The organism is Novosphingobium sp., from assembly GCF_027486195.1.
In the GTDB taxonomy this organism is placed as follows: Bacteria; Pseudomonadota; Alphaproteobacteria; order Sphingomonadales; family Sphingomonadaceae; genus Novosphingobium.
Map to the genome: position 1 here is coordinate 1 of NZ_JAIXPP010000101.1, position 25569 is coordinate 25569.

Annotated in this window: 23 protein-coding genes; 8 read left to right on the forward strand and 15 right to left on the reverse strand. The window is 66.6% G+C overall.

Going from position 1 to position 25569, the window contains the following annotated elements; all coding sequences use genetic code 11:
- A partial coding sequence (locus Q0071_RS17920; protein ID WP_298172777.1) for an ATP-binding cassette domain-containing protein occupies positions 1-468 on the forward strand: 468 nt, incomplete at its 5' end.
- 144 nt (positions 469-612) lie between these two features.
- Positions 613-1749, forward strand: coding sequence for an RcnB family protein (locus tag Q0071_RS17925; protein WP_298172780.1), 1137 nt, complete (start codon positions 613-615; stop codon positions 1747-1749).
- A gap of 21 nt (positions 1750-1770) precedes the next feature.
- Here the strand turns inward: Q0071_RS17925 and Q0071_RS17930 are convergent, their stop codons facing one another.
- The 3 genes from Q0071_RS17930 to Q0071_RS17940 all read right to left on the reverse strand — a co-directional run bounded on the left by Q0071_RS17930 (position 1771) and on the right by Q0071_RS17940 (position 6086).
- Positions 1771-3297, reverse strand: a complete 1527-nt coding sequence (locus tag Q0071_RS17930) for a M28 family peptidase (RefSeq protein WP_298172783.1) — start codon at positions 3295-3297, stop codon at positions 1771-1773.
- Positions 3298-3372: 75 nt separating this feature from the next.
- The gene (locus tag Q0071_RS17935; protein WP_298172786.1) at positions 3373-3948 is read right to left on the reverse strand and encodes a Uma2 family endonuclease; all 576 of its coding nucleotides are present in this window, start codon (positions 3946-3948) and stop codon (positions 3373-3375) included.
- A gap of 47 nt (positions 3949-3995) precedes the next feature.
- On the reverse strand, positions 3996-6086 hold the full coding sequence (locus Q0071_RS17940; RefSeq protein ID WP_298172837.1) for a bifunctional (p)ppGpp synthetase/guanosine-3',5'-bis(diphosphate) 3'-pyrophosphohydrolase: 2091 nt from the start codon (positions 6084-6086) through the stop codon (positions 3996-3998).
- A 114-nt stretch (positions 6087-6200) separates the two neighbouring features.
- On the opposite strand from Q0071_RS17940, the gene Q0071_RS17945 reads away from it, so the two are divergent.
- Positions 6201-7445 (forward strand): glycosyltransferase family 87 protein, encoded by a 1245-nt coding sequence (locus Q0071_RS17945; protein ID WP_298172788.1) that lies wholly within the window; start codon positions 6201-6203, stop codon positions 7443-7445.
- A gap of 203 nt (positions 7446-7648) precedes the next feature.
- Here the strand turns inward: Q0071_RS17945 and hemF are convergent, their stop codons facing one another.
- Complete coding sequence (gene hemF / locus Q0071_RS17950; RefSeq protein ID WP_298172791.1) at positions 7649-8563, reverse strand: oxygen-dependent coproporphyrinogen oxidase; 915 nt, start codon at positions 8561-8563, stop codon at positions 7649-7651.
- 56 nt (positions 8564-8619) lie between these two features.
- Between hemF and pdeM the strand changes: the two genes are divergently transcribed.
- The 5 genes from pdeM (at position 8620) to Q0071_RS17975 (ending at position 14396) form a co-directional block, all read left to right on the forward strand.
- A complete protein-coding gene (gene pdeM / locus Q0071_RS17955) occupies positions 8620-9306 on the forward strand; it encodes a ligase-associated DNA damage response endonuclease PdeM (protein ID WP_298172794.1) in 687 nt (228 codons plus the stop codon).
- 333 nt (positions 9307-9639) lie between these two features.
- Positions 9640-10161, forward strand: a complete 522-nt coding sequence (gene infC, locus Q0071_RS17960; protein WP_298172796.1) for a translation initiation factor IF-3 — start codon at positions 9640-9642, stop codon at positions 10159-10161.
- Positions 10162-10318: 157 nt separating this feature from the next.
- A complete protein-coding gene (locus Q0071_RS17965) occupies positions 10319-11662 on the forward strand; it encodes a S41 family peptidase (protein WP_298172798.1) in 1344 nt (447 codons plus the stop codon).
- Between the two features lie 207 nt (positions 11663-11869).
- Entirely contained in the window at positions 11870-13288 is a 1419-nt protein-coding gene (locus tag Q0071_RS17970) for a DASS family sodium-coupled anion symporter (protein WP_298172800.1), read from the forward strand.
- Between the two features lie 7 nt (positions 13289-13295).
- The gene (locus Q0071_RS17975) at positions 13296-14396 is read left to right on the forward strand and encodes a TrkA family potassium uptake protein (protein ID WP_298172802.1); all 1101 of its coding nucleotides are present in this window, start codon (positions 13296-13298) and stop codon (positions 14394-14396) included.
- 12 nt (positions 14397-14408) lie between these two features.
- Here Q0071_RS17975 and Q0071_RS17980 read toward each other — a convergent pair whose 3' ends face one another.
- The 11 genes from Q0071_RS17980 to ccoO form a co-directional block, all read right to left on the reverse strand.
- Positions 14409-17189: a phosphoenolpyruvate carboxylase gene (locus Q0071_RS17980; protein ID WP_298172805.1), complete on the reverse strand. Its 2781-nt coding sequence runs from the start codon at positions 17187-17189 to the stop codon at positions 14409-14411.
- Positions 17190-17270: 81 nt separating this feature from the next.
- Positions 17271-17882: a bifunctional 4-hydroxy-2-oxoglutarate aldolase/2-dehydro-3-deoxy-phosphogluconate aldolase gene (gene eda, locus Q0071_RS17985; protein WP_298172808.1), complete on the reverse strand. Its 612-nt coding sequence runs from the start codon at positions 17880-17882 to the stop codon at positions 17271-17273.
- Positions 17883-18126: 244 nt separating this feature from the next.
- Positions 18127-19470 carry an oxygen-independent coproporphyrinogen III oxidase gene (gene hemN / locus Q0071_RS17990; protein WP_298172811.1) on the reverse strand — a complete coding sequence of 448 codons (1344 nt, stop codon included), beginning with the start codon at positions 19468-19470 and terminating at the stop codon, positions 18127-18129.
- The gene (locus tag Q0071_RS17995; RefSeq protein ID WP_298172814.1) at positions 19467-19706 is read right to left on the reverse strand and encodes a hypothetical protein; all 240 of its coding nucleotides are present in this window, start codon (positions 19704-19706) and stop codon (positions 19467-19469) included. The genes hemN and Q0071_RS17995 overlap by 4 nt, the downstream gene beginning before the upstream one ends.
- Entirely contained in the window at positions 19703-19852 is a 150-nt protein-coding gene (gene ccoS, locus Q0071_RS18000; protein ID WP_298172816.1) for a cbb3-type cytochrome oxidase assembly protein CcoS, read from the reverse strand. The genes Q0071_RS17995 and ccoS overlap by 4 nt, the downstream gene beginning before the upstream one ends.
- Positions 19849-21966, reverse strand: a complete 2118-nt coding sequence (locus tag Q0071_RS18005) for a heavy metal translocating P-type ATPase (protein WP_298172819.1) — start codon at positions 21964-21966, stop codon at positions 19849-19851. The genes ccoS and Q0071_RS18005 overlap by 4 nt, the downstream gene beginning before the upstream one ends.
- A complete protein-coding gene (locus tag Q0071_RS18010; RefSeq protein ID WP_298172822.1) occupies positions 21963-22436 on the reverse strand; it encodes a FixH family protein in 474 nt (157 codons plus the stop codon). Before Q0071_RS18010 ends, Q0071_RS18005 begins: the two co-directional genes overlap by 4 nt.
- Positions 22436-23905 carry a cytochrome c oxidase accessory protein CcoG gene (ccoG, locus tag Q0071_RS18015; RefSeq protein WP_298172825.1) on the reverse strand — a complete coding sequence of 490 codons (1470 nt, stop codon included), beginning with the start codon at positions 23903-23905 and terminating at the stop codon, positions 22436-22438. The genes Q0071_RS18010 and ccoG overlap by 1 nt, the downstream gene beginning before the upstream one ends.
- A 5-nt stretch (positions 23906-23910) precedes the next feature.
- The gene (gene ccoP / locus Q0071_RS18020; RefSeq protein ID WP_298172828.1) at positions 23911-24840 is read right to left on the reverse strand and encodes a cytochrome-c oxidase, cbb3-type subunit III; all 930 of its coding nucleotides are present in this window, start codon (positions 24838-24840) and stop codon (positions 23911-23913) included.
- Positions 24830-25018, reverse strand: coding sequence for a cbb3-type cytochrome c oxidase subunit 3 (locus tag Q0071_RS18025; protein WP_298172832.1), 189 nt, complete (start codon positions 25016-25018; stop codon positions 24830-24832). Before Q0071_RS18025 ends, ccoP begins: the two co-directional genes overlap by 11 nt.
- The coding region (gene ccoO, locus Q0071_RS18030) for a cytochrome-c oxidase, cbb3-type subunit II (protein WP_298172835.1) at positions 25015-25569 on the reverse strand (555 nt) is incomplete at its 5' end. The genes Q0071_RS18025 and ccoO, both read right to left, overlap by 4 nt.

Below are 25569 nucleotides of genomic sequence, written 5' to 3' on the forward strand. Positions count from 1 at the left end.
AAGAAGAACGTCTGGGAGGAAATCTCCGACGGGCTCGACTACATGAAGGTCAACAAGCAGGACATGTCGACGCGCGCCTATGTCGGTGCGTTCAACTTCAAGGGCCAGGACCAGCAGAAGAACGTCGGCAAGCTCTCGGGCGGTGAACGCAACCGCGTGCACATCGCCAAGATGCTCAAGCAGGGCGGCAACGTCCTCCTGCTCGACGAACCGACCAACGACCTCGACGTCGAGACCCTGCGTGCGCTCGAAGAAGCCATCGAGAACTTTGCCGGCTGCGCCGTGGTCATCAGCCACGACCGCTTCTTCCTCGATCGCCTCGCCACCCACATCCTCGCGTTCGAGGGTGACAGCCACGTCGAATGGTTCGAAGGCAACTTCGAGGCCTACGAGGAAGACAAGCGCCGCCGTCTGGGCGACGCCGCCGACCGCCCGACGCGCCTCGCCTACAAGAAGCTGACGCGCTGACGGCCCGATCCGTTCATATTGGAAAGCTCCAACATGAACGGATGCCACTGTCATGGTTCAGCCACAGGTCAGGGCACGTGTTATAGACCGGACACATGGGAGGCCCCGAGCGAGTCGGAGCCCCATGTAACCGGAGCCGGGACCATGGCAACGAAGTCCGTTTTGAAAAGCAGCGCATCCGCACTTCTTGCCCTCCTGCTGGGCACGGCGGCGCTGTTGCCCGCCTCCGCCAGCGCGCAGGAACGCCCCGATCGCGGTGAACGCGGTGCCGGACGCATGGAGCGCTCTGCTCCTGCCCAGGCCCCCGCATGGCAGAGCCGCGCCCCTGCTCCGGCAGCCGCGCCCTCCGGCTGGCAGAGCCGTCCGGCATCACCGCCGAGCAATCCCCAGCAGCCCGCCCGCCCCGCGCCGCCCGCCAACCAGGGCGGCTGGCAGGGTCGTCAGGCATGGCAGGGCAACAACGGCGTCAATAACAGTGACCGGGAACGCGGTGATCGCGGCAACGGCGTGAACCCCACCGGCCAGCCCGTCTTCGGTCGTCCGGCATGGTCGCAGGGCGGTCAGGCCCAGCAGCCCCGCACCGGGGCCCCGGCCTGGGGCACACGCAACCCGACCTACGTCGATCCCAATCGCGGCAACAACGGCTGGCAGGGCAACAGCGGCCGCGACAACAACGGCCGCGACAACGCCGGACGGGGCAATGACGGACGCGGCAACACGGCCGGTCAGTGGCAGAACGACGGACGCGGCAACTGGAACCGGGATCGCGACGGCAACCGCAATGACGATTGGCGCCGCAACAACAACGGCGGCAACAACAACGGCCAGTGGAACCGCGGCGGCTGGGGTGCCAACTCCTCGCGCGACTGGAACCGTGATCGTGACCGGGATCGTGATAGGGATCGCGACGGCTGGCGCGGCAACAACGGCTGGCGCGGCAATACCTGGGCCTACAACAACGGCGGGCGCGGGTGGGACCGCAACGGCTGGCGGCGCGACAATCGCTACAACTGGTCCGGGTGGCGCAACAGCCACCGCTCCGTCTTCAACCTCGGCTTCTATTCGGCGCCGTGGCGGGGCTATTCCTATAACCGCTTCAGCATCGGCGTGGTCATCGGCGCCCCGTTCTACGACCAGCGCTACTGGATCGCCGATCCCTGGGCCTATCGCCTGCCGCCGGTCGATGGTCCCTATCGCTGGGTCCGCTACTACGACGACGCGCTGCTCGTGGACATCTACTCGGGCGAAGTGGTCGACGTGATCTACGACATCTTCTACTGATCCGGCCTGCCCGGGGGGCGCTCAGCGCTCCCCGGGTTTGCTTCCCGCAGTCCACACGAACCGCGCCGGTGCATCCGCCGCCGCCTCGGTCAGCCCGGTGAAGAAGCGATTGAAATCGGCCGATGCCTGCCAGTCCACCGGCGTGGAAAGGTCATCCGCCGGGTGGTGATAGCGCCGCTCGTACCAGTCCCGATACCGCGCGCGAGAGCTCTCGTCATAGGTCGCAAAGACGAAGCTCGCCCCCGGCACCCCGGCTTCCATCAGTGGCCAGTTATCCGAACGGCGCAGCAGATCGCGCTCCGGCTCGGGGTCCTCCTGCACTGCAATCCCGCGCGCCTCCGCCACCTGCCGCACCAGTTCGCCCAGCGTGCTTTCCTTGAGGCCGTGCACCGTCATCAGCTTCAGCGGATAAAGCGGCCGCACCTGATCAAGGTTGATCACCGCCGCCAGCGAGGCCAGCGGCACGGTCGGATGCCGCACGAACCAGCGCGAGCCCCACAGCCCCTTTTCCTCTCCGGTAAACACCGCAAACAGCACCGGCCGCTTCAGCCCCTTGCCGGCGCGGCTCGCGGCAAATTGCTCCAGCAGCGCGACATAGGCCGCATCGTCCAGCGCGCCGTTGTAAAGCCCGTCGCCGTTCACCGGCTCGCCCCGGCCATAGCCATCGAGGTGCGCCGCGATCACGATGGCCTCTCCGGCAAGCGCCGGATCGGTGCCCGGCAACAGGCCCAGCACATTGGCCGAACGCGTCACCCGCCGCCGCACCGCCAGCACAGCTTTCGCCTCGCCCAGCTCCACGCGCGGCAAGTCCGCCCCCGCCGCGCCTGCCTTCAGGATATCGCCCGCTCGCGTGGTGAGCCGCGCCAGTGCATCGGGATTGAGCACGCCCTGAAGCCACGGCGGCCCAGCCTTCACCTTCAATGCATCTTCCAGCGGCATGACGCTGCGCGAATAGGCAAAGGGCCAGCGGATCGGCTCACCCGGCAGCCCCGGCGCCGCGATCAGCAGCATGCCCGCCGCCCCCGCCTTGCGCAGCGCCTTGGCACGGTCGAACCCCTTCAGCCGCGCCGGCGCCGGGCGGCCATAGCAAACCACCAGCTGCCCCTTCACATCGCGGATCTCGTCCGCCGAGCAATAGCCGCGGAATGTCACCGGTGCCGCCAGCACCTTGGGTGTCGCCGCAGAGGGTGCCAGTTGCACCTCGCGGTTGAAGCGCAGCCGCTGCCCGCCGATGGTGAGCCGCGATGCCGCCTCGTTCAGCCGCAAGTCCTCGAAGGTTATCGGCTGGAACCAGCCGCCATTGGTGCCGACAGGCTTCAGCCCCGCCGCCGCAAAGCGCTTCGCGACAATCGCCGCCGCCCGGTCATACCCCGGCGAGCCCGTATCGCGCCCCTCCATCGCATCCGAGGAAAGCTCGCGCGTCAGCGCCCACCACGCCTGTGTCTGCGCATCGGGCGGCCCTTCTCCGGCTTGGACCGCCGTGCCCGGCAGCGCCAGCAACACGGGTATCAGCATCCGGCTCCACCGGCTCAGCCCTGGCGCACGCATTCCCGTTCCCCTGTTGAAATCCAATTGATGATACCGGGTGCGGTGCGCCCAGAAACGATCGGCCGAGTGCCGCGCCTAGCCTGTCACCGGAAGCGCCATGGCGAACCCCGCAATCGTCGCCGCCATGATCTGCGCGCCGAGCGCCACGTCGCGCGTTTCGAGGTATGTTTCGCCTGAAGGTGACCACATCTGGTGCACAAGGCCCTCCTTCAGATCGACCACCCAATACTCCGGCACCCCGTTTTCAGCATAGATGCCCGCCTTGATACTCAGATCATGGCGCTGTGTGGTATCGGCAATCTCGATGAGCAGCCGCACGGAGCCCAGAGGCACCGGCCCTTCCCCATCGGGCTCGCTTGTCAGGATGAGATCTGGCTCCGGCGCGCTGTGCGGCGGCATTGCAACGGTCGCTTCGATGAGCACGGCAAGGCTGATATCCAGTTTGCCCAAAGCCTGCACCAGTGCGAGATGCAATTGCCCCTTCATCCGCGCGTGCGGACGATGCTGCGCATTCAAGTAGAAGACCTCCCCGCCAATCAATTCAGTCTTGCCAAGGCCCTCGAACGCCCCCGCATTGTCGAGACGGAGAAAGTCGTCCACCGTCAGGCGATAGGGCCTTGGCGATGTGGTAAGGGGAAGTTCCTCTGCCATTCCTGAATGCTATCACCAGACTACGGGAACGCCAATGCGGGATTGGCTCAAATCCGGTCCGCCTGCGCCACCGCGTCGCTCGCGCGCAGCGCGCTGACGATCCGCGTCAGGTGCGCCAGATCGCGCACTTCCAGATCCACTTCATAGGTGTGAAACGGATTCTCGCGCTGGGTCATCTCCAGATTAACCACATTGGCGTGGTTCTTGGCAAATACGCCAGCCATTTCGGCGAGTGTGCCCGGCCGGTTATAGAGCTCCGCGCGGATGCGGCCTACCGCGCCATCGGTTCGCGCGTCCCATGAAAGGTCGATCCAGTCGGCATCGATGCCATTGGCAAGGCTCATGCAATCGATGGCGTGCACGGTCACGCCCTGCCCCACGCGCCGCAGCCCCACGATGCGGTCCCCGGGCACCGGGTGGCAGCAATCGGCCAGCTTGAACGCCATGCCCGGGGTCAGCCCGCGCACCGCGATGGCGCGCTGCTGGCTCGGCCAGCCTTCGCTGGCGGGCAAGTTCTTCGCGCTGCCCGGCACCAGCGCTTCCATCACCTGCCGGTCATCGATCTTGGCGCTGCCGATGGCGACCATCAGCTCTTCCTCATTGGCGTATTTCAGCCGCTTGATCGCATCCGCCAGCGCCTTCTTGCCGATCTTGCTCGGCAGGCGTTCGGCAATCTCGTCATAGAGCTTGCGCCCGATCTCGGCGATTTCGGCGCGCTCCTTCTGGCGCACCGCGCGGCGGATCGCGGCGCGCGCCTTGCCCGTCACCACAAATGCCAGCCACGAAAGCTGCGGCTCGCTGCTGCGGCTCTTGATGATCTCCACCACATCGCCGTTGCCCAGCGGCGTGCGCAGCGGCACGTGCCGCCCGTTGATCTTCGCGCCCACCGCCTGCGCGCCCAGATTGGTGTGCACGGCAAAGGCAAAGTCGATCGGCGTCGCGCCCTTGGGCAGCTGGTGCAGCGCGCCCTTGGGGGTGAAGGCAAAGATGCGGTCCTGATAGATCGCCATCTTCGTGTTCTCGAGCAGCTCGTCCGGATCGTGGCTCGCTTCCAGGATCTCGACCAGATCGCGCACCCAGCCCACCTGCCCGTCCGGCAGCGCGCCCTGCTTGTAGGCCCAGTGCGCGGCAAGGCCGAACTCGTTGATCCGGTGCATCTCCTGCGTCTTGATCTGCACTTCCACGCGCATCGCGTTGTTGTAGATCAGCGAGGTGTGCAGGCCCTTGTAGCCGTTCATCTTCGGCGTCGAGATGTAGTCCTTGAAGCGCCCCGGGATCATCTGCCAGGTGCGGTGCAGCAGCCCCAGCGCGGTGTAGCAGTCCTCCGCGCTATCGGTCAGCACGCGAAACGCCATGATATCGGTGATCTGCTCAAAGCTCACATGGCGCTCGGCCATCTTGCGCCAGATTGAGAACGGGTGCTTCTCGCGCCCCGAAACCTCTACCTTCAGCCCCGCTTCCGCCAGCGTCTGCTTGATCGCGAGCGCGATGGAATCGACCTGCGCGCCCTCGTCGGTGCGGATCGCAGTCAGCCGCCCGGTGATCGTGGCATAGGCTTCGGGCTCCAGCTGCTCGAAGGCCAGCAACTGCATTTCGCGCATATATTCGTACATGCCCACGCGCTCGGCCAAGGGCGCGTAGATCTCCATCGTCTCGCGCGCGATCCGCCGGCGTTTATCCTCGCTCTTGATGTAGTGCAGCGTGCGCATGTTGTGCAGCCGGTCCGCCAGCTTCACCAGCAGCACGCGCAAGTCCTCGGACATGGCGAGCAGGAACTTGCGCAAGTTTTCCGCCGCGCGCTCCGTATCGCTCATCGTCTCGATCTTGGAGAGCTTGGTCACCCCGTCGACCAGCCGCGCCACTTCGGGGCCGAACAGCCGCTCGACTTCCTCGACCGTGGCGAGCGTATCCTCCACCGTATCGTGGAGCAGCGCGGTGATGATCGTCTCCTGATCGAGCTTCAGCTCGGTCATCAGGCCCGCAACTTCAACGGGATGCGAGAAGTACGGATCGCCCGAGGCGCGCTTCTGCGAGCCATGCTTCTGCACCGTATAGACATAGGCGCGGTTCAGCATCGCCTCGTCCGCATCCGGATCATAGGCGAGCACACGTTCGACAAGTTCGTATTGACGCAGCATCTCACCCATAGATGGCCCCGGCCCGGCGCTCCCGACAAGGGAAAATGCCTCCACCGGGCAAATCTTTCACGCGTCTGTTGCCAATGCGAGACCGCAGCGGCACGTAAGGGTGCAATGAGCGACACGCCCGACACACCCAGCCCACCTCCGTTCGTGTCGAGCGAAGGCGCAACATTCGAAGCACGGCTCAAGGCAAACCTGCGCACCCTCTCCTGGCTCGATGCCGGCCGCGTGCGGGTCTATGCCGCGATGATCCTCGTCGCCTACATTCCCATGATGGTGAAGGTCTTCCGTGAGGCGACCGGCACCGTGGGCAGCGATTTCCTCGCATTCTGGGGTGCGGGCCGCCTTCTGCAGACAGGGCCGGCAGCGCGCGTCTACGATCTTGTGGCCGAACATGCCGCGCAGATGGCTGCCGGGACCGGCCAGATGGTCGCCTACGTCAACCCGCCGCCCTACCTGTTCCTCGCCGCGCCGCTGGGGCTACTGCCCTATGCGGCGGCGTGGCTGGTCTGGGCGCTTTCCGGCTGGACCGTGTGGTTCCTCGTCGCCCGCCGCGCGCTGCCAAACGCCGGTGCTGCGGGCACCCTCGCCGTGCTTGCCTTCCCCGCCGCCTACCTCGCCGCCAGCCACGCGCAGAACGGCTTCGTCACCGGCGCCCTGCTGATCGCCGCCGTACTGACCCTGCGCCGCTCGCAGGCGCTGTCAGGCGCACTGTTCGGCCTGCTGGTGATCAAGCCGCACCTCGCGCTGCTTGTCCCCTTCTGGCTCGCCGCCGGGCGCAAGTGGACCGCCATCGCCGCTGCCGCCGCCTCGGCCGCCGCGCTGTGCCTTGCCTCGCTACTCGTTTTCGGCATCGACACCTGGCGCGCCTACCCGCAGAGTTTCGCCGCCAGTCAGACCTTGATGGCGCAGACCTCCAGCGAATTCTTCTTGCGCATGTCCACGCCCTATGCGGCCTTGCGCGTCCTTTTCGGCACCAATGTCGCCCTTTATGGGCAGGCGGTCATCACCGTCATCACCGGTGCGCTCGCCTGCCTCTACTGGCGCCGCGCCCCCAGCGACGAAGCCGCCGGCGCCATGCTGCTCGCCGCCACCGCGCTCGCTTCGCCCTACCTCTTCAGCTACGACCTGCCCTTCCTGATCATGCCGATCGCCTTCCTCATCGGCATGGGCCGCAGCATGGGCTGGCGTCCGTGGGAGAAGTTCCTGCTGGTGCTGATCTGGCTCTCGCCGCTAGCCACCCGCGCCGCCGCGCTGCCGCTGAGGATCAACCTGATGCCGCTGTTCGCCGCGATCCTCGTCGGCCTCGTCTGGACCACGTGGGCGCCCCAGAAGCCGAGCCCGGCACCAGAATAGGTTTCTCGCAGAGACGCAGAGGAAAGGGAGACCGCAAAGAGGGAAGACCTTGCGGCGCAGCCGCATCAAATCACTGCAACCTGCTGGCGCAAAGACCGGTTTATGCCGGAATTGCGCACAACACCTCTGCGCCCTTCTTTCCCTCTGCGTCTCTGCGAGAACCCCCTCTTTCTTCCCCGCGCCTCTGCGCGAAAAGTCATAATTCACTCCCACACCGCCTCAGGCGGCAGGCTCATCAGGATGGCGTCGATGTTGCCACCGGTCTTGAGTCCGAACAGCGTCCCCCGGTCATAGACGAGGTTGAACTCGGCATAGCGACCGCGCCAGATCAGCTGCTTGAGCTTGTCGTCCTGCGTCCAATCCATGTTCATCCGCCGCCGCACCAGCGCCGGATAGACGTTGAGGAAAGCATCGCCCACATCGCGGGTGAAGGCAAAGTTCGCCTCGAACCCGGCATCATCCGCGCATTCGAGGTGATCGTAGAAGATGCCGCCCACGCCCCGGTGCACCTTGCGGTGGGGGATGTAGAAGTAATCGTCCGCCCAGGCCTTGAACTTGTCGTAATAGGCCGGATCATGCGCATCGCACGCGGCCTTGTAGCTCGCGTGGAAGTCCGCCGTATCCTCGGCATAGGGGATGGGCGGATTGAGATCGCCGCCGCCGCCGAACCACGCCTTGCGCGTCGTCAGGAAGCGCGTGTTCATGTGCACGGCGGGCGCATGCGGGTTGGCCATGTGCGCCACAAGGCTGATGCCGGTCGCCGTGAAGGCCGGGTTTTCAGGGTCCGCGCCGTTCATCGTCTTGGCGAATTCCGGGCTGAAGGTTCCGCCCACGGTGGAAACGTTGACGCCGACTTTCTCGAACACCTTGCCCTTCATCAGGCCCTGCACGCCGCCCCCGCCGTCGGGCACCGGTTCGCCATGGTGTTCGCGCTTCCACGGCGTGTAGGTGAAGCTGGCATCGCTCCCCGCCTCGCGCTCGATCGCCTCGAACTCGGCGCAGATCCGGTCCCGCAGGCTTTCGAACCATGTCCGGGCGCGGCCAGTTTCCGCGCTCCAATCCTCTTTGGTGCCAATACCCTTGTCGACGGCCTCTCCGGCCACTTGTGCAGTGCTCATGCGCAAGTCTTGCCAAGCCAAATGCAATCCGGCAAGGCCTGTCCATGGTTCCCGTTATGTTCGACCAATTTGGCGCCTCTTTCGAATTTGCCGGGCAGGACTTCGCGCTCGCCCCATCGCGCGCGCTCTATTGGGCCGAGGAACGCGCCCTGATCGTCGCCGATCTCCACCTCGAAAAGGCGAGCTGGTTTGCCGAGCGCGGCCAGATGCTCCCACCCTACGACAGCCGCGAGACGCTTTCCCGAGTCGCCGATGCCCTGCGCGCCACCGGCGCGCGCCGCGTGCTCTGCCTCGGCGACAATTTCCATGACAGCCACGGCCCCGCCCGGCTCGAACCCCATGCCGCCGGCATGCTCGATGCCCTGATGCGCGCGACCGACTGGGTGTGGATCACCGGCAACCACGATACGAAGGACACGAGCGTTGAGGCCCAAGGCCTCCCCGAACTCACCGTGCGCGGCATCGCGCTGCGCCACGAAGCCCGGCCGGGGGAGACGGGCCTCGAGCTTTCCGGCCACTATCACCCGAAGTTCGCCGTCACCGCGCGCGGCCGCCGCGTCTCGCGCCCCTGCGCCGTCGCGAGCGAACGCCGCCTCATCCTCCCCGCGTTCGGCGCGCTGACAGGCGGCATGAACGCCGCTGATCCCGCCATTCTCGGCGCCCTCCAGCCCGCCCGCGCAATCGATGCGCTCGTTCCAGCCGCCGGCAAGCTCGCCCGCTTCGCCCTCTGGCGCAGCGCCTAGCAAGTGGTTTCTCGCAGAGACGCGGAGGAAGTAGAGATCGCAGAGAGAATGGAATGGCGGCAGAGCCGCCAGACATCAGGCGAAGACCTGCGGCCATTGCCTACGGCGCCTCCACCCCCGCCCTCTCTGCGCCCGCTTTCTCCTCTGCGTCTCTGCGAGAAACCTCCTGCCTTTCTCGAACCGCCGTCATGGCGCCAATCACCTCAACCCCAAACCAACCTTCCCGCTTTATCTGCCGCCGCATTGTGATATGAGCGCGCGGGGGCAGGCGCACAGCCCTCCCCCATTTTTGAAACATCAGGAGCAAGCACTATAGCCCCCCCACCCCGGCGCATGATGGCGCCCCCTGTAAAGACCGGCCCCCGCTACAACCAGCTCATTTCCGTGCCCAAAGTGCGCGTGATTGATGAGAACGGCGAAAATCTGGGCGTCATGTACACCCGCGAAGCGATTGATCAGGCTGCCGAAGTCGGCCTCGATCTGGTCGAAGTCTCGCCCAACGCCGATCCGCCGGTCTGCAAGTTCCTCGATGTCGGCAAGTTCCGCTACGAAGCGCAGAAGAAGGCCAACCTCGCCCGCAAGAGCCAGAAGACGCAGGAGATCAAAGAGATCAAGATGCGTCCGAACATCGATGACCACGATTACGACACCAAGATGCGGAGCGTCGTGAAGTTCATCGAGGAAGGCGACAAGGTCAAGATCACCCTCCGCTTCCGCGGCCGCGAGCTTTCGCACCAGCAGATCGGCATGAATCTCCTGCGCAAGGTGCAGGATGATGTCACCGAAATCGCCAAGGTCGAAGCCTTCCCCCGCATGGAAGGCCGCCAGATGCTGATGGTCCTCGCGCCCAAGTAAGGCGCGGGGGTGCTTCTTGAGCGCGCTCCTGCCTCGCCGGGAGCGCGCTTGCCACGCTTGGCCCGCATCGGGGTGCCCTGATTGCAACGGTCTATCCTGCTAGCTATCGTGCTGCAGGTCGCCAGGAAGATGGCAAACCAAGGCGAAGGACCAGCGATTGCGCATTCCAAGCCCCTTGTTGGCAGTTTTGGCAGCGGTGCTGTCTGGCGTCCTCGCGACGTCTGCGAAGGCTGCCAAGCCCGCCACTTTGCCTCAGGACATCGCCGCGGACAGAACAATCGCAGCGCTCGGCAACATGCAAAACTGGTTGCTCGTACAGCCCGATGCCGATCTGCTGGTGTTAACTGCAAGCGAAGCGATCCGTAGCACCGCCAGCGATCTTGCCGCATTCGATGCCTGCAATGCTGCGCTCCTGCTTTCGTCGAAGCAAAACCCGAATTGGTCGGAAAACTATGCGCCAATCCGCCGCGCGCTTGACTGCCTCTCGCAAGGAAAGGCGACAGCGGAACAACTCGATGCAGCAGGCGATAAAGCTGTCGCATCAGCTATGGCGCGCTTCGATTCGCCCGGATCCTGGCTCAATGCGGCAGATTTCGAACGCCTCCTGAAACCGTCGGCTGGAGTGGGCATCAGCCTCAAGAAGACCACCAAAGGCCCGCTCGTCATCTCCGCTCCAAGCAATGGTCCCGCCTACATCGCAGGATTGCGGCGCGGCGACCATCTTGTCGCGATTGATGGAAAGCCAGTTGGAACAGGGCCGCTGCCTCCGATCTTCGATGCGATCAAGGGAGAAAAGGGCACCCGCGTCACCATGCAGGTTCGCCGTCCCGATGGTACGCTAACCGACTTCGTGGTAACTCGTGGAGATGTCATTGCTCAGGACGCAAAGCTTGAGATAGACCGCGAAGGACCGATCATGCGCGTCTCGGTCTTGGAAATGTCAGGCGGCATTTCCAAGAAGGTGCGTGATGAGCTTTCCCGGCAAACCGAACCGGTTGGCTTGTTGGTGCTCGACCTTCGTTACAACTCCGGCGGCCTGCTCGACGAGTCCATCGCGCTCGCAAATGCCTTTCTCGGCAAGGCTCCCATTGCCACGGTGATCGAACGCCACGGCAACTACAATGTGACCTACAGCTCGGATCGCGATCAAATTCTTGCTGGGGTTCCCATGGTCGTGTGGGTCGATGAAGTCACTGCCTCCGGTGCGGAAATTGTCGCTGCCGCCTTACAGGACAACCAGCGTGCGCGCGTGATCGGGCAAACGACATTTGGTCTGGGCCGCATCCAGACGCTCATTCCGATCGACCGCAATCACGCGCTCAAGGTCACGACCGGTCAAATACTGCGCGCCAACGGCAAAGCACTGGCGGACACGCATGTGAAGCCCGATTGCCCAAGCAATCCGGAGCAGCTTACGCTCACAGCGATGAAGGTTCTGCTCGCTCCGTCATCAGGGTCCGTGTGCCCTGAACCGCCGCCAACAGCACCCGCAACGCCCTAGAAAACCGTTTTCCTACCCACCCATTCATCGCTTATGGCAGTGGAGGGGCTGGCGTGCTTGCGCCGGCGGGGCAAAGGGTGAAGGAATGCTGGTCTTGGAAGCAGCTTGGCAACTGATCGATAGAGTCGATCAAAACCGCCAAACTGATCGAATGCAATTATTCCTCAGGACAGTGTCAACTGTGTCAACTTGCGTCCGTTCGGCCACATGAACGCCCGCGCCATCGCCCTTGTCGCCGGCCCGCTCGGCCTCATCGCCACGCTGCTCATCGCCGCGCCTGCGGGCATGCCGCCCACCGCGTGGCACACCGCCGGGCTTGTCTGGTGGATGGCGGTCTGGTGGATGACCGAGGCGATGCCGCTGTCGGCCACCGCCATGCTCCCCTTCATCGTCCTCCCCCTCACCGGGGTGACGGACGCGAACAAGACCGCAGCGGCCTACTATTCGCCGATCATGTTCCTCTTCGTCGGCGGTGCCTTCCTCGCGCTCGCCATCGAGCGCACCGGCCTCCATCGCCGCCTCGCGCTCACCATGCTCACCCGCGCCGGGACGAGCCCGGTGCGCCTGCTGCTCGCGGTGATGATGGCAACCGCCTCGATCTCGATGTTCATCTCGAACACCTCGACCGCGCTGATCATGATGCCGATGGCGCTCGCCATCCTGTCCTCGGGCGGCATCAAGGAGGGCGAGACGGACGGCATGGCCGGCGCACTGCCGATGGGCGTCGCCTTCGCCGCCACCTTGGGCGGCTACGGCACCATCGTCGGCACGCCCACCAACGCCATCGCCGCGGGGCTGCTCGATCGCACGCTCGGCGTGAAGATCACCTTCATCGAATGGTCCGCCTTCGGCCTGCCCATCGTGCTCATCGGTGTGCCGCTCGCCGCCTTTATCATCGCGCGGGTCCACAAGATCGGCCCGGGCAGCTTCGATCCTGCCGCCGCCCGCAATGCCATCGAGCATTCGGTCCACTGGACCGCGCCCGAACGCCGCCTCGTCCCCCTCTTCCTCCTCACCGTGCTCGCCTGGGTCACGCTCCCCCTCACCGAAAGCCTGTTCCCCAAGGGCGGCCTCACCGATGGCACCATCGCCGCCATCGCTGGCCTCACGCTCTTCGTCCTGCCCGATGGCACCGGCCGCGCGATGCTGACGTGGAAGGAAGCCAACCGCATGCCCTGGGACGTGATCCTGATGTTCGGCGGTGGGCTCAGCCTCGCGATGGGCATGGATGCGTCGGGCCTCAGCGACTGGCTCGGCACCGCGATGCTCCCCTTGCGCAGCGTGCCGCTGCCGATTGTCGCGCTGGTGCTGGTCGGTTTCGTCGTGATCGTTACCGAATTTGCCAGCAACATCGCGGCTGCCAGCGGGATCATGCCCGTCGTCGCCGCGCTCTGCGGTGCGCTCGGGGCCGATCCGATCCTGCTCGCGCTCCCCGCCGCGCTGGCAGCCAGCTGGGGCTTCATGCTTCCCGCCGGCACCGGCCCCAATGCGCTCGCCTGGGGCACCGGCCACATCGCCATGCCGCGCGTGCTGCGCGCCGGGTTCCTGCTCGATCTCGCCGGTGTGCTCCTCATCGTCGGCACGGTCTGGGGCATGGCCGCCCTGATGCGGCTTGGCGGCGGCTGAGGCGCGGATGGAGCAGCCATCCGCCTTCAGTCAGGGCGCAGGCCGCGTGCTCGGCTCGCCGCTGCGTTTGCTGACGGGCACGCTGCTCTATGTCGGGATTGTCTTCGCGGTTTCCACCTTCGGCTATATCGCTGCAGGTTGGCCGGCGGACGATGCGGCCTACATGGTGCTGCTCACCATCTTCTCGGTCGGCTACGGCGAAGTCCGCCCGATCGACACCCATTTCCTGCGCTTGTGGACCACGGCCACGATCGTGCTCGGCTGCACCGGCATGATCGTGCTCACCTCCGCGCTCGTGCAGGTTTTCACCCTGTTCCAGTTCCGCCAGCTCCTGGGGGTAGGCAAGATGCAAACCGAAATCGACCGCCTGAAGAACCACGCCGTGATCTGCGGCATGGGCCGCATCGGGCTGCAGCTGGCGAAAGCGCTGACAGAGGCGCGCCATCCCTTCGTCATCATCGAACGCAACCCCGATCTGGCGGAGGAAGCCCGCGCTGCCGGTTGGCTGGTGATGGTCGGCGAAGCGACGCAGGAGGAAACCCTGCGCGCCGCCGGGATCCTGCACGCCCGCGTCCTCGCTTCGGTGCTGCCCGACGATGCCGCCAACGTGTTCATCACGCTCTCGGCGCGCAGCCTCAACCCCGATGTCCAGATCATCGCGCGCGGCGAGGCACCCACCACCGAGCGCAAGCTGTTCCACGCGGGCGCAGACAAGGTCGTGCTCCCCACCCACATCGGCGCCGAGCGGATCACCGAGCTGATCCTCTACCCCGCCACCGACAGCCGCATCCAGGCCGCCGAACACATGGGCGAGGCGCGCCGGTTCCTCCACGATCTCGGCCTCGACGTCGAAGTCGTCACCGCCGTCCCCAAGGGCGCACTGACCGGCGCGACCGTCGGCGAAGCCGAACGCCGCGGCGCCGGCGCGTTCTTCATCGTCCAGATCGACCGCGCAGGCGGCCAATCGATCCAGCACCCCGGCGAGGATGTGAACATCGAAGCGGGCGATACGCTGGTGCTGGTGGTGCGCGGCACGCGGCTATCGGCCGGCGCGATCTTCGGCCTGCCCGCCAAGCCGGTGAAGCAGGGGCGGACTTATGTGGGGTGAGGCTTCAGCCCCTCACCCATGCGCGCCAAAATGGTTCGCAATCGCCGCTGAAATCCTGAGGTTCAGCGCATGCGCCCGCTCGATCGGATCGATAAACCGCGTGCGGATCGCGCCGTATCCTTCGCCGCGGTTGTCCGGGTAATCGGTCGGTTCACTCACCGGGAAGTCCTCGATTTCGGGCTCGATCACCGGATAGGCACGACGCAGCTGCGCGAGCGCCTCGTCCACCCGCAGCGAGAGGACCATCTCCACAACGTCCTCGCGGCTCACATCGTTGGAGCGTGAGAACGGCGGCACCTGCACCGCGCGCAGGAACATGTGCATCAGCAGCGAGAGCCGCAGCGCCTGCAGCAGCGCGATGGTGCGACGCTCCTTCTCGGTCGCGGCATTGCGGGTCTCCTCACGGGGGATCATCGCAAGCAGCCGGTGGAGCTTCATCCAGTCCACCCGCAGCCGCGAGGCGAGGCGGCGGAAAACACCGGCGCGGTCGTCCTTCGTCAGGTATTCCGCCAGCGCGAGGCAGGCATCCTCCAGCGCGGTTTCGGTGCCGCGATAGGGCCGGCTCGCCCAGTAGGCCGAATTGAACAGCTCACCGAAGCACGCCACCGTCTTGATCGAGGCAAGGCCATTGGCCGCGCGCAGCAGCCGCACCAGCTGCCGCCCGCGCGGTGAGCGGCCGAGCAGTTCGGCGACCGCCTCGGTCTCCTCACCTGCCGCGATCCCGGCGCCGGCGATCACATTCACCGGATAGCCGATCTGCTGCAGGATCGCGTTGTGCGGAATCGCGCGGATTTGCCGCAGGCTCATCGTGCGGTCGCTGGCGATATCCGATTGCCGCCGCGAAACGCGGCTGCCGGTGGTCTTCAGCATGCCAAGGCCGAACGCCGTGACGGCGCGCGCATAAGTCTGGCTTTCCAGCTGCTCGCGCTGCACGCGGCGGATCGCGCGGTAGAAATCGAGGCTGAGATCGGTGCGATCGTAAAACGGATCAGCCTCGCCCTCTCCGTGCAGCGCTTCTTCTGCCTCGATGATCCGCGTCAGCGTGGCGAGCGCGAGTTCGTCGCTGCGGAAAAACAGGTAGCCATCGCCGCCCTGAAAGCTCGCCTCCGGCTCCAGCGCGATCTCGGCCTTGGCAAATCGCCCGCGCGCCCAGCGGCTCAGCGGCCAGGTCAGCCGGTCGGCAAAACCTGAAGGATGCGCGCCGCGGCCCATGCTTTCGCCGTGGGTGTTGAACACCAGCGCTGCGACATCCGTCAGCCCCGCCGCCTTCATAGCCGCCGCGAGCCGGCCTTGAAGGCGCTCTATCGCCAGCGCCGCCGGGATCTGCCCCATGAAGCGCCCGGCATCCGAAAAGCCCGTCTGGATCGCCAACCGCCCGCGCAGGCGCACATAATCCCGGTACGCAGGCTCCGCCAGCAGCGCCTCCAGAAACCGCCCGCCATGCTCGAGCGCAGCCTCGGTCTCGAACAGTGGGGAGACATCGACCTTGCCTTCGATCCCCAGTAGCCGCGCGAAATAGAGCGCGGCCAGCACCGTCTGCGGCTGCTCGCACTCGGCGATCAGCATGCGGATCGGTGCATCGGCATCGATGTGGTGGAGGATTTGCGCCATCACCAGGAACTGGCGCATCGCGGTCGAGGTTTCGATGGCGAGCGCGGCGAAATTGGCGCGCAGCGGTTTCACTTCGGCCAGGAGCTCGCGCAGCTTGGAAAGCGCGCTCTTGCTGGCAAGATCGAGCGTGCCTTCGGGATCGATCCGCCGCCTGAGCGCGTTCAAAAGCTGCGAGGCGTTCACCCGGAAGTGGATCCAGCCCATGCCGAGCCCGTCCGCCCGCATCGCGCCCGCCAGCACGGCAAGCGCAATCGCCGCATCGCCCTCGGCAGTCCTGGCCTCAGCCTCCAGCGCCGCGATTACGGGCCCGAGCGACAGCAACTTGTCCGGATGTTCCGCTGTCAGCGCATTGGCCGCTGCCGCCAGCGCCTCCGGCTCTGCGCCGAGCCCGGTGAACTGCGCCGCCATCTCGGCCGCATGGGCCGCTGCGCCGCGCAGCTTGGCGATCTGCGCATGATCCGGCACCGCTGCGCCCAGTTGCGCGGCATAGCCTTCGAGCCGCCGCGCCTTTTCCTGCAGCCGGTAGGCGACCGATGTGGACCACGAAATGTCGGTCCGCCCATCCATGTCGTAGCCGACCCAGCTTGCGAAGCGGAACGGCAGCGGCTTGAAATCGAGCCAGCGCCCCGGCCAGCGCGTGCGCGCATGGGCCAGTAGTGCGGCATTGATCCGGTCGCGCGCAGCGCCCGCGCTTTCGATGGCGGCGAGCGCTTCGGCGTGCTCGTAATCGAGCGTGACCTTGGGGGCGGCGCCGGGCACCTGGCAGACCGTCGCGGCCATCGGATCATCGGCCAGCGCCGCCTCGGCCACGGCATCGGACTCGTCGGGGCTCAACAGGAACGTGGGATGCGCGGTGAACACGGCGTGGAGCAGCGGCCGCTCCCAACGGCGGCGGAACTCGGAAAACCCGTCTTCCTCGTTGAGCAGCGCCGCCAGCCGCGCAAGGTTGTCTGCCGGATCGGTCGGCGCGACAAGCGTGCGCAGCCGCGCGGCGCGGGCCTGCAGGCCTTCGCATTCCAGCGCGGCGACCAGGCTTTCCATTGCCGAAAGATCGAGCGCGCCGTTTTCCAGCTGGCGCGAAAGATCATGGCTCAGCTGGAACACCGGGTTGAACAGCGGGGTTTCCGCCGTCCTTGCGTGAAGTTCCTGCAGGCGGTTCCTCAGCGTATCGACCGTATCCATGCGCGCCGCGCCTCCAGCCAAGTGATTGGACCTGCGGGCGAACACGCCAGCAGGCTGCATCGGGGCTGCAGCCCCACAGGATCAGGCCAGCGCCGCTGCCGCGCGCGCTGCCGCCTCGATAGCCAGAACATCGGGCACACCTTTGCCCACCACCCAGGAGCCGCCGACGCAGAGCACCGGGCCAAAGCCCAGCCATTCCGGCGCAGATTCCAGCGTGATCCCTCCCGTCGGGCAAAACTGGCACTGATGGAACGGCCCGGCAAGCGCCTTCAGCGCCGGAAGTCCGCCCGAAGTCGCCGCCGGGAAGAACTTGAAATGCCTGAGGCCGAGATCGAGCCCGCGCATGATATCGCCCGCGTTGGCGACGCCCGGCAGATAGGGAATCCCCGAGGAAACCGCTGCCGCCCCCAACCGCTCGGTGAGGCCGGGCGAGACGATGAACTCCGCGCCTGCATCGATCGAGGCCTTGAGCGTGGCCGGATCGGTCACCGTGCCCGCGCCGACGATGGCGCCTTCCACGCTGCGCATCGCGCGGATCACATCGAGCGCCACCGGGGTGCGCAGCGTCACTTCCAGCACGCGCAAGCCCCCCGCCACCAGCGCGCGCGCCACGGGCACAGCGTGGGCCACGTCCTCGATCACCAGCACCGGAATGACCGGGGCGGTGCGCATGATGGTTTCGATGGGCTTCATGGGAACTCGCTGGGCTGGTTTGGGGTGTGCCCTGACCTAACGCGCGGGGGCGCACCATGCAGCCTGCAATCGGGCATGCGCATAGCTATTTCTTCGCTGGGAAGTAGCAGTGGGTGCCCCGTCCTCCTCTCCAACACTTCGTCATTGCGAGCGTAGCGGAGCAATCCAGAGCGTCACGCGCACCGCTCTGGATTGCTCCGCTACGCTCGCAATGACGAGACTTGGGGTGGGGTTCTGCGCACCCTCAAATCGCCGAGCTGAAGCTGCGTTCCTCGGTGCGATAGGCATCGAACACCGAGGCGATGGCGCGTGCATAAGGCGCTGCGTCTGCTTCCAGCCGCAACCAGCCGCGCTCCAGCGTGACCAGCCCTTCCTTTGCAAATGGCTCCAGCCGCGGCCGCGCCGCAGCCAGCAAATCGCCGTCGATCCTGGCCGCGCCCTTGCACAGCAATGCCTCGATGATTGCCGCGCGGCGGGCATCTTCCGGGCCGGTCTCGATCCCCTTGCGGCCCGTGAGCTTGTCCGCGCCGATCAGCATGCGATAGCGCCCGGGGTTTTTCTCGTTCTGCACCATCAGCCCGGGCAGTTCGCTGATCGCCGATGCACCGAGGCCGATGAGCACCGAGGCCGGATCTTCGGTAAAGCCCTGGAAATTGCGCCGCAGCGTGCCGTTCATGGCCGCGCGGGCGAGCGGATCGCCGGGCAGCGCGAAGTGATCAAAGCCCACCGCGTGGTAGCCCGCATCGATCAACTGGCGCGCGCCCATCGCCGCCATGCGGAAGCGCCCGCGCTGGTCCGGCAGGTCAGAACCATCGATCCGGCGCTGACGCGGGATCATGTGCGGCACGTGGGCATAGCCGAACAGCGCGATGCGATTGGGCCCCATCGCGACGCTCTGCGCCAGCGTTTCGGCGAGCACCTCGTCGTTCTGGTGCGGCAGGCCGTACATGAGGTCGAAATTGATCGAGCCGACCCCCGCCGCGCGCAGGCCGGAAACCGCGCGCTCGATCATCTCGATCGGCTGGACGCGCCCGATGGCCTCCTGCACGGCGGGGTTGAGGGTCTGCACGCCAAGGCTGACGCGGGTGACGCCGATGCCCCGGATCGCGGTCAGCCAATCGCGCGTCAGCGTGCGCGGATCGAGCTCGACCGAAAGCGCGGGCCGCACGAAGCGGAAGGCCAGCACCAGCGCATCGATCAGCCGCACGAACTCGGTCGGCGGCACGGCATTGGGGCTGCCCCCGCCGAAAGCAATATGCTCGATATGCACGGAGGGATCGAGCATATCGGCCACCAGCGCGATCTCGCGGTGCAGCGCTTCGAGGTACGCGGTCAGTCGGTGGCGCTTGTTGGCGGCGCCGGTGTTGCAGCCGCAGTACCAGCAGATCTCCTCGCAGTAGGGAATGTGGAGGTAGATCGAGACCGGCCCGGTGAGGCTGGCCAGCGAGATGCGCTGGCGCAGCTCGAAGCTTTCCTCGACGAACTCCGCCGCCGTGGGATAGCTGGTATAGCGCGGCACCGGCCGCGCGAGCAGCTCCGGATAGTAGGTCCAGTCGGCAAACTGCTCCGCTTTGGTTGGCCCGCTCATTGCCCGGAATCCTCTTCGTCGTCGTTGTCCCCGCAGCAGGTGCCACCGACCGAACGCTTGCGCATTGCGCTATGGCAAATCTTGCAACACTGCTTGTCCGGTTCGTGATTTTTCATGGGCAGCGGAATCGGCGCCCCCCCGCCGCACAGCGCGATCATCGTGGGGTGCGCCGCCTGGGCCGGCAGCGCCAGCTGCAAGGCGGCCAGCGCACTGCACAGGGCGAAGAGGCGCTTCATAGCGGCGTATCCTCGTCGATCAGGATGCGCGCGGCCGCGCCATCGAGATCGCTGAACTGCCCGCCCCGCAGCGCCCAGAAAAAGGCCGCCAAACCAATCAGTCCCATGCCGAGCGCGATGGGGATGAGGATCAGGATCGAGGTCATCTGGCAGCTCCGGCAAGGCGCAGCGAATTGCCCACCACGATCAGCGACGAGGTCGCCATGGCAATCGCCGCCACCAGCGGGGTGACCATGCCCGCCATCGCCAGCGGCACGGCAAAGGCGTTGTAGAGGATCGCGGCGGCGAAGTTTTCGCGCACCACACGCATCGTCTGCCTGCTGGCGCGCACAGCGCGCGGCAGGGCGAGCAGCGAATCGCCGGTGAACACGAAATCGGCGGCTTGGCGCCCGACATCGCTCGCGCTGCCCGGCGCAATCGATGCATCGGCGGCAGCGAGCGCGGGGCCATCGTTGATCCCGTCACCCACCATCAGCACGCACTTGCCGCTGCGCTGCAGGCGCTGGATCGCGTCGAGCTTGTCGGCCGGAAGCGCTGCAGCCTGCCCGGTGAGGCCGGTTTCGCGCGCAGTGACCGCAACCGCCGCAGCATTGTCGCCAGAGAGGATCGAGGCCTGGATGCCGAGTGCCGCAAGATCCGCCAGCGCTTCGCAGGCATCGGGCCGCAGCCGATCGGCAAAGCCGATCACGCGCACCGGCCCCGCGCCGATGGCGAGCGCCGCAGAGGTCCCGCCCGGCTGCGAAGGCCGCCCGAGCGAAACCGCCAGACCCCGCCAAGTGCCCGAAACCCCTCGCCCCGCCGTCTCGCGCACGTTCTCGACAGTCGCCGCGCGCACCCCGCGCGCCGCAAGTGCCAGCGCCAATGCCTGCGAGAGCGGATGGCGGCTGTGGCTGGCGAGCGCGAGCGCGACCGAGGCTTCCTCCTCGCAAAGCGCAGCGAGCACCGCCGTATCGGGCACAGGGCGGCCCATGGTCAGCGTGCCCGTCTTGTCGAGCAGCACGCGGTCGACCCGCGCGAGGCGCTCGATGGCGCTGCCGTCCTTCACCATCACGCCCTGCTTCAGCAGCGCTCCTGCCGCGACGACTTGCGCCACCGGCACGGCAAGCCCCAGCGCGCAGGGACAGGTGATGATCAGCACCGCGATCCCCACCACCAGCGCCTGATGGAAGCTCGCCCCCGCGATCAGCCAACCGGCAAAGCTCAGCGCCGCGAGCGTATGCACAGCAGGCGCATAGAGCCGCGAGGCGCGGTCGGCGATCCGGACAAAGGCGCTCTTGGCCTGCCCAGCCGATTCCATCGCCTGCGCGATTTCGGCGAGCGCAGTGCCCTGCCCTGCCGCCGTCACGATCACATCGACCGGCGCATCGAGGTTGAGCATGCCGGCCAGCACCGGCTGGCCCGGGCCTGCCGGCACCGGCGCGGTCTCGCCCGTCAGCAGCGACTGGTCGAACCTGCTCGTGCCGCTGGCGATTGCGCCGTCAGCCGCCAGCCGCTCGCCCGCCGCGACGCGCATCAGCATGCCCGGCGCAAGCGTGGCCGCCGCAGACCAGTGCAGCGCGCCGTCCGCGCCGACCACCATGGCCCCGCTCGCCGCCTGCCGCAGCAGCGCCGCCACCCCGGCGCGCGCGCGGTCGCGCATCATCGCATCGAGCGCGCGGCCCGCGAGGAGGAACAGCAGCAGCATCAGCGTGCCGTCGAACCAGGCTTCCACGCCGCCGGTCAGCGTTTCGTAGCAGGAAAGGCCGGTCGCCAGCGTCACGCCGATGGAGATCGGCACGTCCATATTGGTGCGCCCGCGCTTCAAGGCGCCGAGTGCCGAGCGGAAGAAGGGCTGCCCGGCATAGAGGATCGCGGGCACGCCGATAGCTGCGGAAAGCCAGTGAAACAGATCGCGCGTACTGCCATCCGCACCCGACCAGACACTGACCGAGAGCAGCATCACGTTCATGCAGGCAAACGCCGCCACCGCCAGCGGCGCCAGCAATTCGCGCGAGGCGGAGGGCGGCTCGAGCGCGTCCTCGCGCGGCTGCGCAGCAAAGCCCGCGCCGGCCAGCGCGGCCACCAATTCGGGGATTTCCACCGCGCCCGTGTGATCGACCGCAATGGTCCGCGCGGTCAGGTTGGCCCGCGCCGAAGCCACACCCGGCACCGCGCCAAGCGCGCGCTCGACTTTGCCCATGCAGCCCGCGCAATGCATGCCAGGCACCGCCAGCACGGTCCGGCTGATCGCGGGGGCGAGGCGTGCCGATGCCGCGTTCACAGCGCGTCATCCTCGGCATGCCAGACATGGCCTTGCGCGCGGACCTCGATGCCCACATGCCAGCGGCCCGCCGGCAGTGCGGCTTCATAGACGCCGGGTGCAACCTCGCGCGGGGTCATCGTGACCGGGGCCTTGGCGCCCAGCGGATGATCCGCCTGCGCCCGCACCGCTGCGCCTGCCAGTGGCCGCCCGCTCGCATCCGTAAGCGTGAAGCGCACGTCGCCCGCACCCTCGCGTGCCAGCGCCATGTGCCAGCCCAGCGCCTTGTCAGCCTTTGCCGCACCCAGCCAGCCGTTGAATTCCTGGCTCGCAACGTAGGAGTTCTCCACCACCGTCCCGCTGAAGGTCGAGACCGCAAGGTTGGCGAGCAGCACATTGACGGCGATCACCACGCCAAAGAAGCCCACCATGATCAGCGCCATATGCCGCCCGGTGAAGGGCCGGACAGGCCGTGCGTGAAGCTGTGCCATCAATCGTGCTCCTCTTCTTCATGCTCGCTGCCGGGTGCGGCAAAGTGTGTCTCGCGGCGGGGCGTGCGGCCTTCGCCATCCAGCGGCGTCGCGGTCAGCGCGAAGTCCTGCGGGCGGGCCGATGCTGCGGGCACCACAGCGTAGAGCCGCACCTTGGCCGTGCTGTCTGCCGGGACTGCGACATCGACGCGCGCGCGGGCCGCGCCGGGTGCCATCTCGTCGGTATAAAGCGCGGCGCCCGGCAGCCCTTCGGCGGCGATGCGCAAGGTGCGCGGGCGGTCTTCCATGTTACGCAGCGCCAGGGTGAACGCATTGCGCACGGCGCCGCCCGAAAGCTGGACGAATTCCGGATTGCGCTCGCGCGCGACCGAAAGCGTGAGCCGCTCGCGCGCGCCGAGCATGAACAGCAGCGCAAGGCCGATCCCGCCCCACACCGCGAAATAGCCGATCAGCCGCGGGCGCAGGAGCACCTTCACCACGGGCCGCGCCGCCTCGCCCTTGATCTCGCGCTCGGCGTCGACAAGCGTGCAATAGTCGATGAGGCCCCGCGCGCGGCCCACCGAGGCCATCGCCTTGTCGCAGGCATCGACGCAGAGCGCGCAGGTGATGCAGCCGATCTGCGGCCCTTCGCGGATGTCGATCCCGGTCGGGCACACCGCCACGCATTGCTTGCAATCGATACAGTCACCCAGCGGGCTGGCCGCGCCTTTGGCCTCCTTGAGCGACCCGCGCGGCTCGCCCCGCCAGTGCTTGTAGGTGACGGTGAGCGAGTTTTCGTCGAGCATCGCGGTCTGGATGCGCGGCCAGGGGCACATGTAGATGCACACCTGTTCGCGCATGAAGCCGCCCAGCCAGAAGGTGGTGAAGGTAAGGATGCCGGTGCAGGCATAGGCCACCGGGGCCGCCGTGCCGGTCCAGAATTCGCGCTGCAGAGTGGGCGCGTCGGCAAAATAGAAGATCCACGCGCCCCCGGTCACGAAGGCGATGCCGAGGTAGACGCCCCACTTGAACATCCGCCGGGCAAACTTTGCTGGCGTCCAGGGCGCGGCATTCAGCCGCAACTGCGCGTTGCGATCACCATCGATCAGCCGGTCGACATGCTGGTAAAGGTCGGTCCACACCGTCTGCGGGCAGGCATAGCCGCACCACGCGCGCCCCACCGCGCTGGTGACGAGGAACAGCCCGATCCCCGCCATGATCAGCATGCCCGCCACGAAGTAGAACTCCTGCGGCCAGATCTCGATGGCGAACATGTAGAACCGGCGGTGCGCCAGATCGACCAGTACCGCCTGCCCCGGTGCATGCGGCCCCCGGTCCCAGCGGATCCACGGCGTGCCCCAGTAGACGGCAAGGCACACCGCCATGACGAGCCATTTGAAGCGGCGGAACGGCCCGTCGATCTTGCGCGGGAACACGCCCGTGCGCTTGGCATAGAGCGGTGCGGAAACGATGGGATCCTGAGCGTTCATGATCCTTACTGCGCCGCCCCCGCTGCTGGTGCTGCAGGCGCTGGTGCCACTTCGCCGCCGCCCAGCGAGTGGACGTAGACGGCGAGCATCTTGATCGTCACCGGATCAAGCCGCCCGGTCCAGGCCGGCATGACACCGGCATGGGCATTGGTGACAGTATTGGTCAGCGAAGCGCGATCCCCGCCATAGAGCCAGATCTTGTCGCTTAGCTTGGGCGCACCCAGGCTGCGGTTCCCCTCGCCGCCCGCGCCGTGGCAGACCGCGCAGTTATCGGCAAAGAGCTGCGCTCCGCGCCGCGAGGCCGCGTTCGCCGGGTCCTGCTTGCTCAGCACGCGGACATGGCTGACCACATCCTGCACTTGCGCTGCCGTCAGGATCCTGTCGCGCCCGAAGCTCGGCATCAGGCTGCTGCGCGTTGCATCGTTGCCCGGGTAGCGGATGCCGTTCACCAGCGTCTGCTGGATCGTCGCAAGATCGCCGCCCCACAACCAGTCGTCGTCGTTGAGGTTGGGATAGCCCTTCCCGCCCGCCGCGCCCGCACCGTGGCACTGCACGCAATTCACCTTGAACGCTGCGTGTCCGCCCTCGATCGCGGCGCGCTGCAGTGCCGGATTGGCGGCCAGCGCCTCGATCGGGGTTGCCGCGATGGCATTGCGCACGGCCTGATGCTCGGCCTTTTCGTGGGCCAGATCGCCCGCCAGCACGCCCCGGCTCGTCCAGCCCAGCGTGCCGGTGCTCGCCGAATGGAGCATGGGAATCGCCGGATAAAGAACGACATAGACCAGTGCGAAGACAATCGTCGCGTAGAAGGTCCAGAGCCACCAGCGCGGCAGCGGCGTATCGAGTTCCTCGATCCCGTCCCATTCGTGCCCGACCTTGGCCGTGCCGGTGGCGTGGTCGATCACCTTATGGGCGTGCTTTGTGTCATGCGTCATGGCTGTCATCCTCGAAGATCGAGAGGGCCGCATCGCGGCTCGCCGCGTTTCCGCCGGGGCGGAACGGCCAGAGGCACAGCGCGAGGAACACCAGCGCCATGATCATCAGGCCCCAGCTGTCGGCCAGATGCCGCAGCAGGTCGTAGGTTGAGTGGGTCGAAAGCTGGAGCAGGTTCATCGGCCCTTCTCCTTGGCGAGATGTTCCTGCGCCGCCGGTGCGTTCACATCGACCATCGTGCCCAGCACCTGGAGATAGGCGACAAGCGCGTCCATCTCGGTCAGCCGCTTGGGATCGCCGTCGAAGTCGCGCACAGTCGCCCCCGGATAGTGCTTCAGAAACGCGGCATGATCGGCATCCGGATCGGCCTGCGCCTTGAGGTCGTCGTTGGCGCCGGCGATCTCGTCCTTGGTGTAGGGCACGCCCACCCGCTCAAGCGTCTGCAGCGCAGGCACCATGTCACCCTGATCGAGCGGCTGCTCCTTGAGGAAGCCGTAAGTCGGCATGATCGATTCCGGCACCACGGAGCGCGGGTCCGTCAGGTGCTGGACGTGCCATTCATCCGAATACTTGCCGCCCACGCGCGCCAGATCCGGCCCGGTGCGCTTCGATCCCCACTGGAACGGATGGTCGTACATCGATTCCGCCGCGAGGCTGTAGTGGCCGTAGCGCTCCACTTCGTCGCGGAAGGGGCGGATCATCTGGCTGTGGCAGACGTAGCAGCCCTCGCG

Coding starts and splice junctions, on each gene's coding strand:
- ccoG (WP_298172825.1), bottom strand. CDS start 23,905: ATGAACGCTCAGGATCCCATCGTTTCCGCACCGCTCTATGCCAAGCGC.
- Q0071_RS17935 (WP_298172786.1), bottom strand. CDS start 3,948: ATGGCAGAGGAACTTCCCCTTACCACATCGCCAAGGCCCTATCGCCTG.
- Q0071_RS17945 (WP_298172788.1), top strand. CDS start 6,201: ATGAGCGACACGCCCGACACACCCAGCCCACCTCCGTTCGTGTCGAGC.
- hemN (WP_298172811.1), bottom strand. CDS start 19,470: ATGAGCGGGCCAACCAAAGCGGAGCAGTTTGCCGACTGGACCTACTAT.
- Q0071_RS17925 (WP_298172780.1), top strand. CDS start 613: ATGGCAACGAAGTCCGTTTTGAAAAGCAGCGCATCCGCACTTCTTGCC.
- Q0071_RS17995 (WP_298172814.1), bottom strand. CDS start 19,706: ATGAAGCGCCTCTTCGCCCTGTGCAGTGCGCTGGCCGCCTTGCAGCTG.
- ccoP (WP_298172828.1), bottom strand. CDS start 24,840: ATGACGCATGACACAAAGCACGCCCATAAGGTGATCGACCACGCCACC.
- ccoS (WP_298172816.1), bottom strand. CDS start 19,852: ATGACCTCGATCCTGATCCTCATCCCCATCGCGCTCGGCATGGGACTG.
- eda (WP_298172808.1), bottom strand. CDS start 17,882: ATGAAGCCCATCGAAACCATCATGCGCACCGCCCCGGTCATTCCGGTG.
- Q0071_RS17940 (WP_298172837.1), bottom strand. CDS start 6,086: ATGCTGCGTCAATACGAACTTGTCGAACGTGTGCTCGCCTATGATCCG.
- pdeM (WP_298172794.1), top strand. CDS start 8,620: ATGTTCGACCAATTTGGCGCCTCTTTCGAATTTGCCGGGCAGGACTTC.
- Q0071_RS17930 (WP_298172783.1), bottom strand. CDS start 3,297: ATGCGTGCGCCAGGGCTGAGCCGGTGGAGCCGGATGCTGATACCCGTG.
- hemF (WP_298172791.1), bottom strand. CDS start 8,563: ATGAGCACTGCACAAGTGGCCGGAGAGGCCGTCGACAAGGGTATTGGC.
- infC (WP_298172796.1), top strand. CDS start 9,640: ATGATGGCGCCCCCTGTAAAGACCGGCCCCCGCTACAACCAGCTCATT.
- Q0071_RS17970 (WP_298172800.1), top strand. CDS start 11,870: ATGAACGCCCGCGCCATCGCCCTTGTCGCCGGCCCGCTCGGCCTCATC.
- Q0071_RS17980 (WP_298172805.1), bottom strand. CDS start 17,189: ATGGATACGGTCGATACGCTGAGGAACCGCCTGCAGGAACTTCACGCA.
- Q0071_RS17975 (WP_298172802.1), top strand. CDS start 13,296: ATGGAGCAGCCATCCGCCTTCAGTCAGGGCGCAGGCCGCGTGCTCGGC.
- Q0071_RS18025 (WP_298172832.1), bottom strand. CDS start 25,018: ATGAACCTGCTCCAGCTTTCGACCCACTCAACCTACGACCTGCTGCGG.
- Q0071_RS18010 (WP_298172822.1), bottom strand. CDS start 22,436: ATGGCACAGCTTCACGCACGGCCTGTCCGGCCCTTCACCGGGCGGCAT.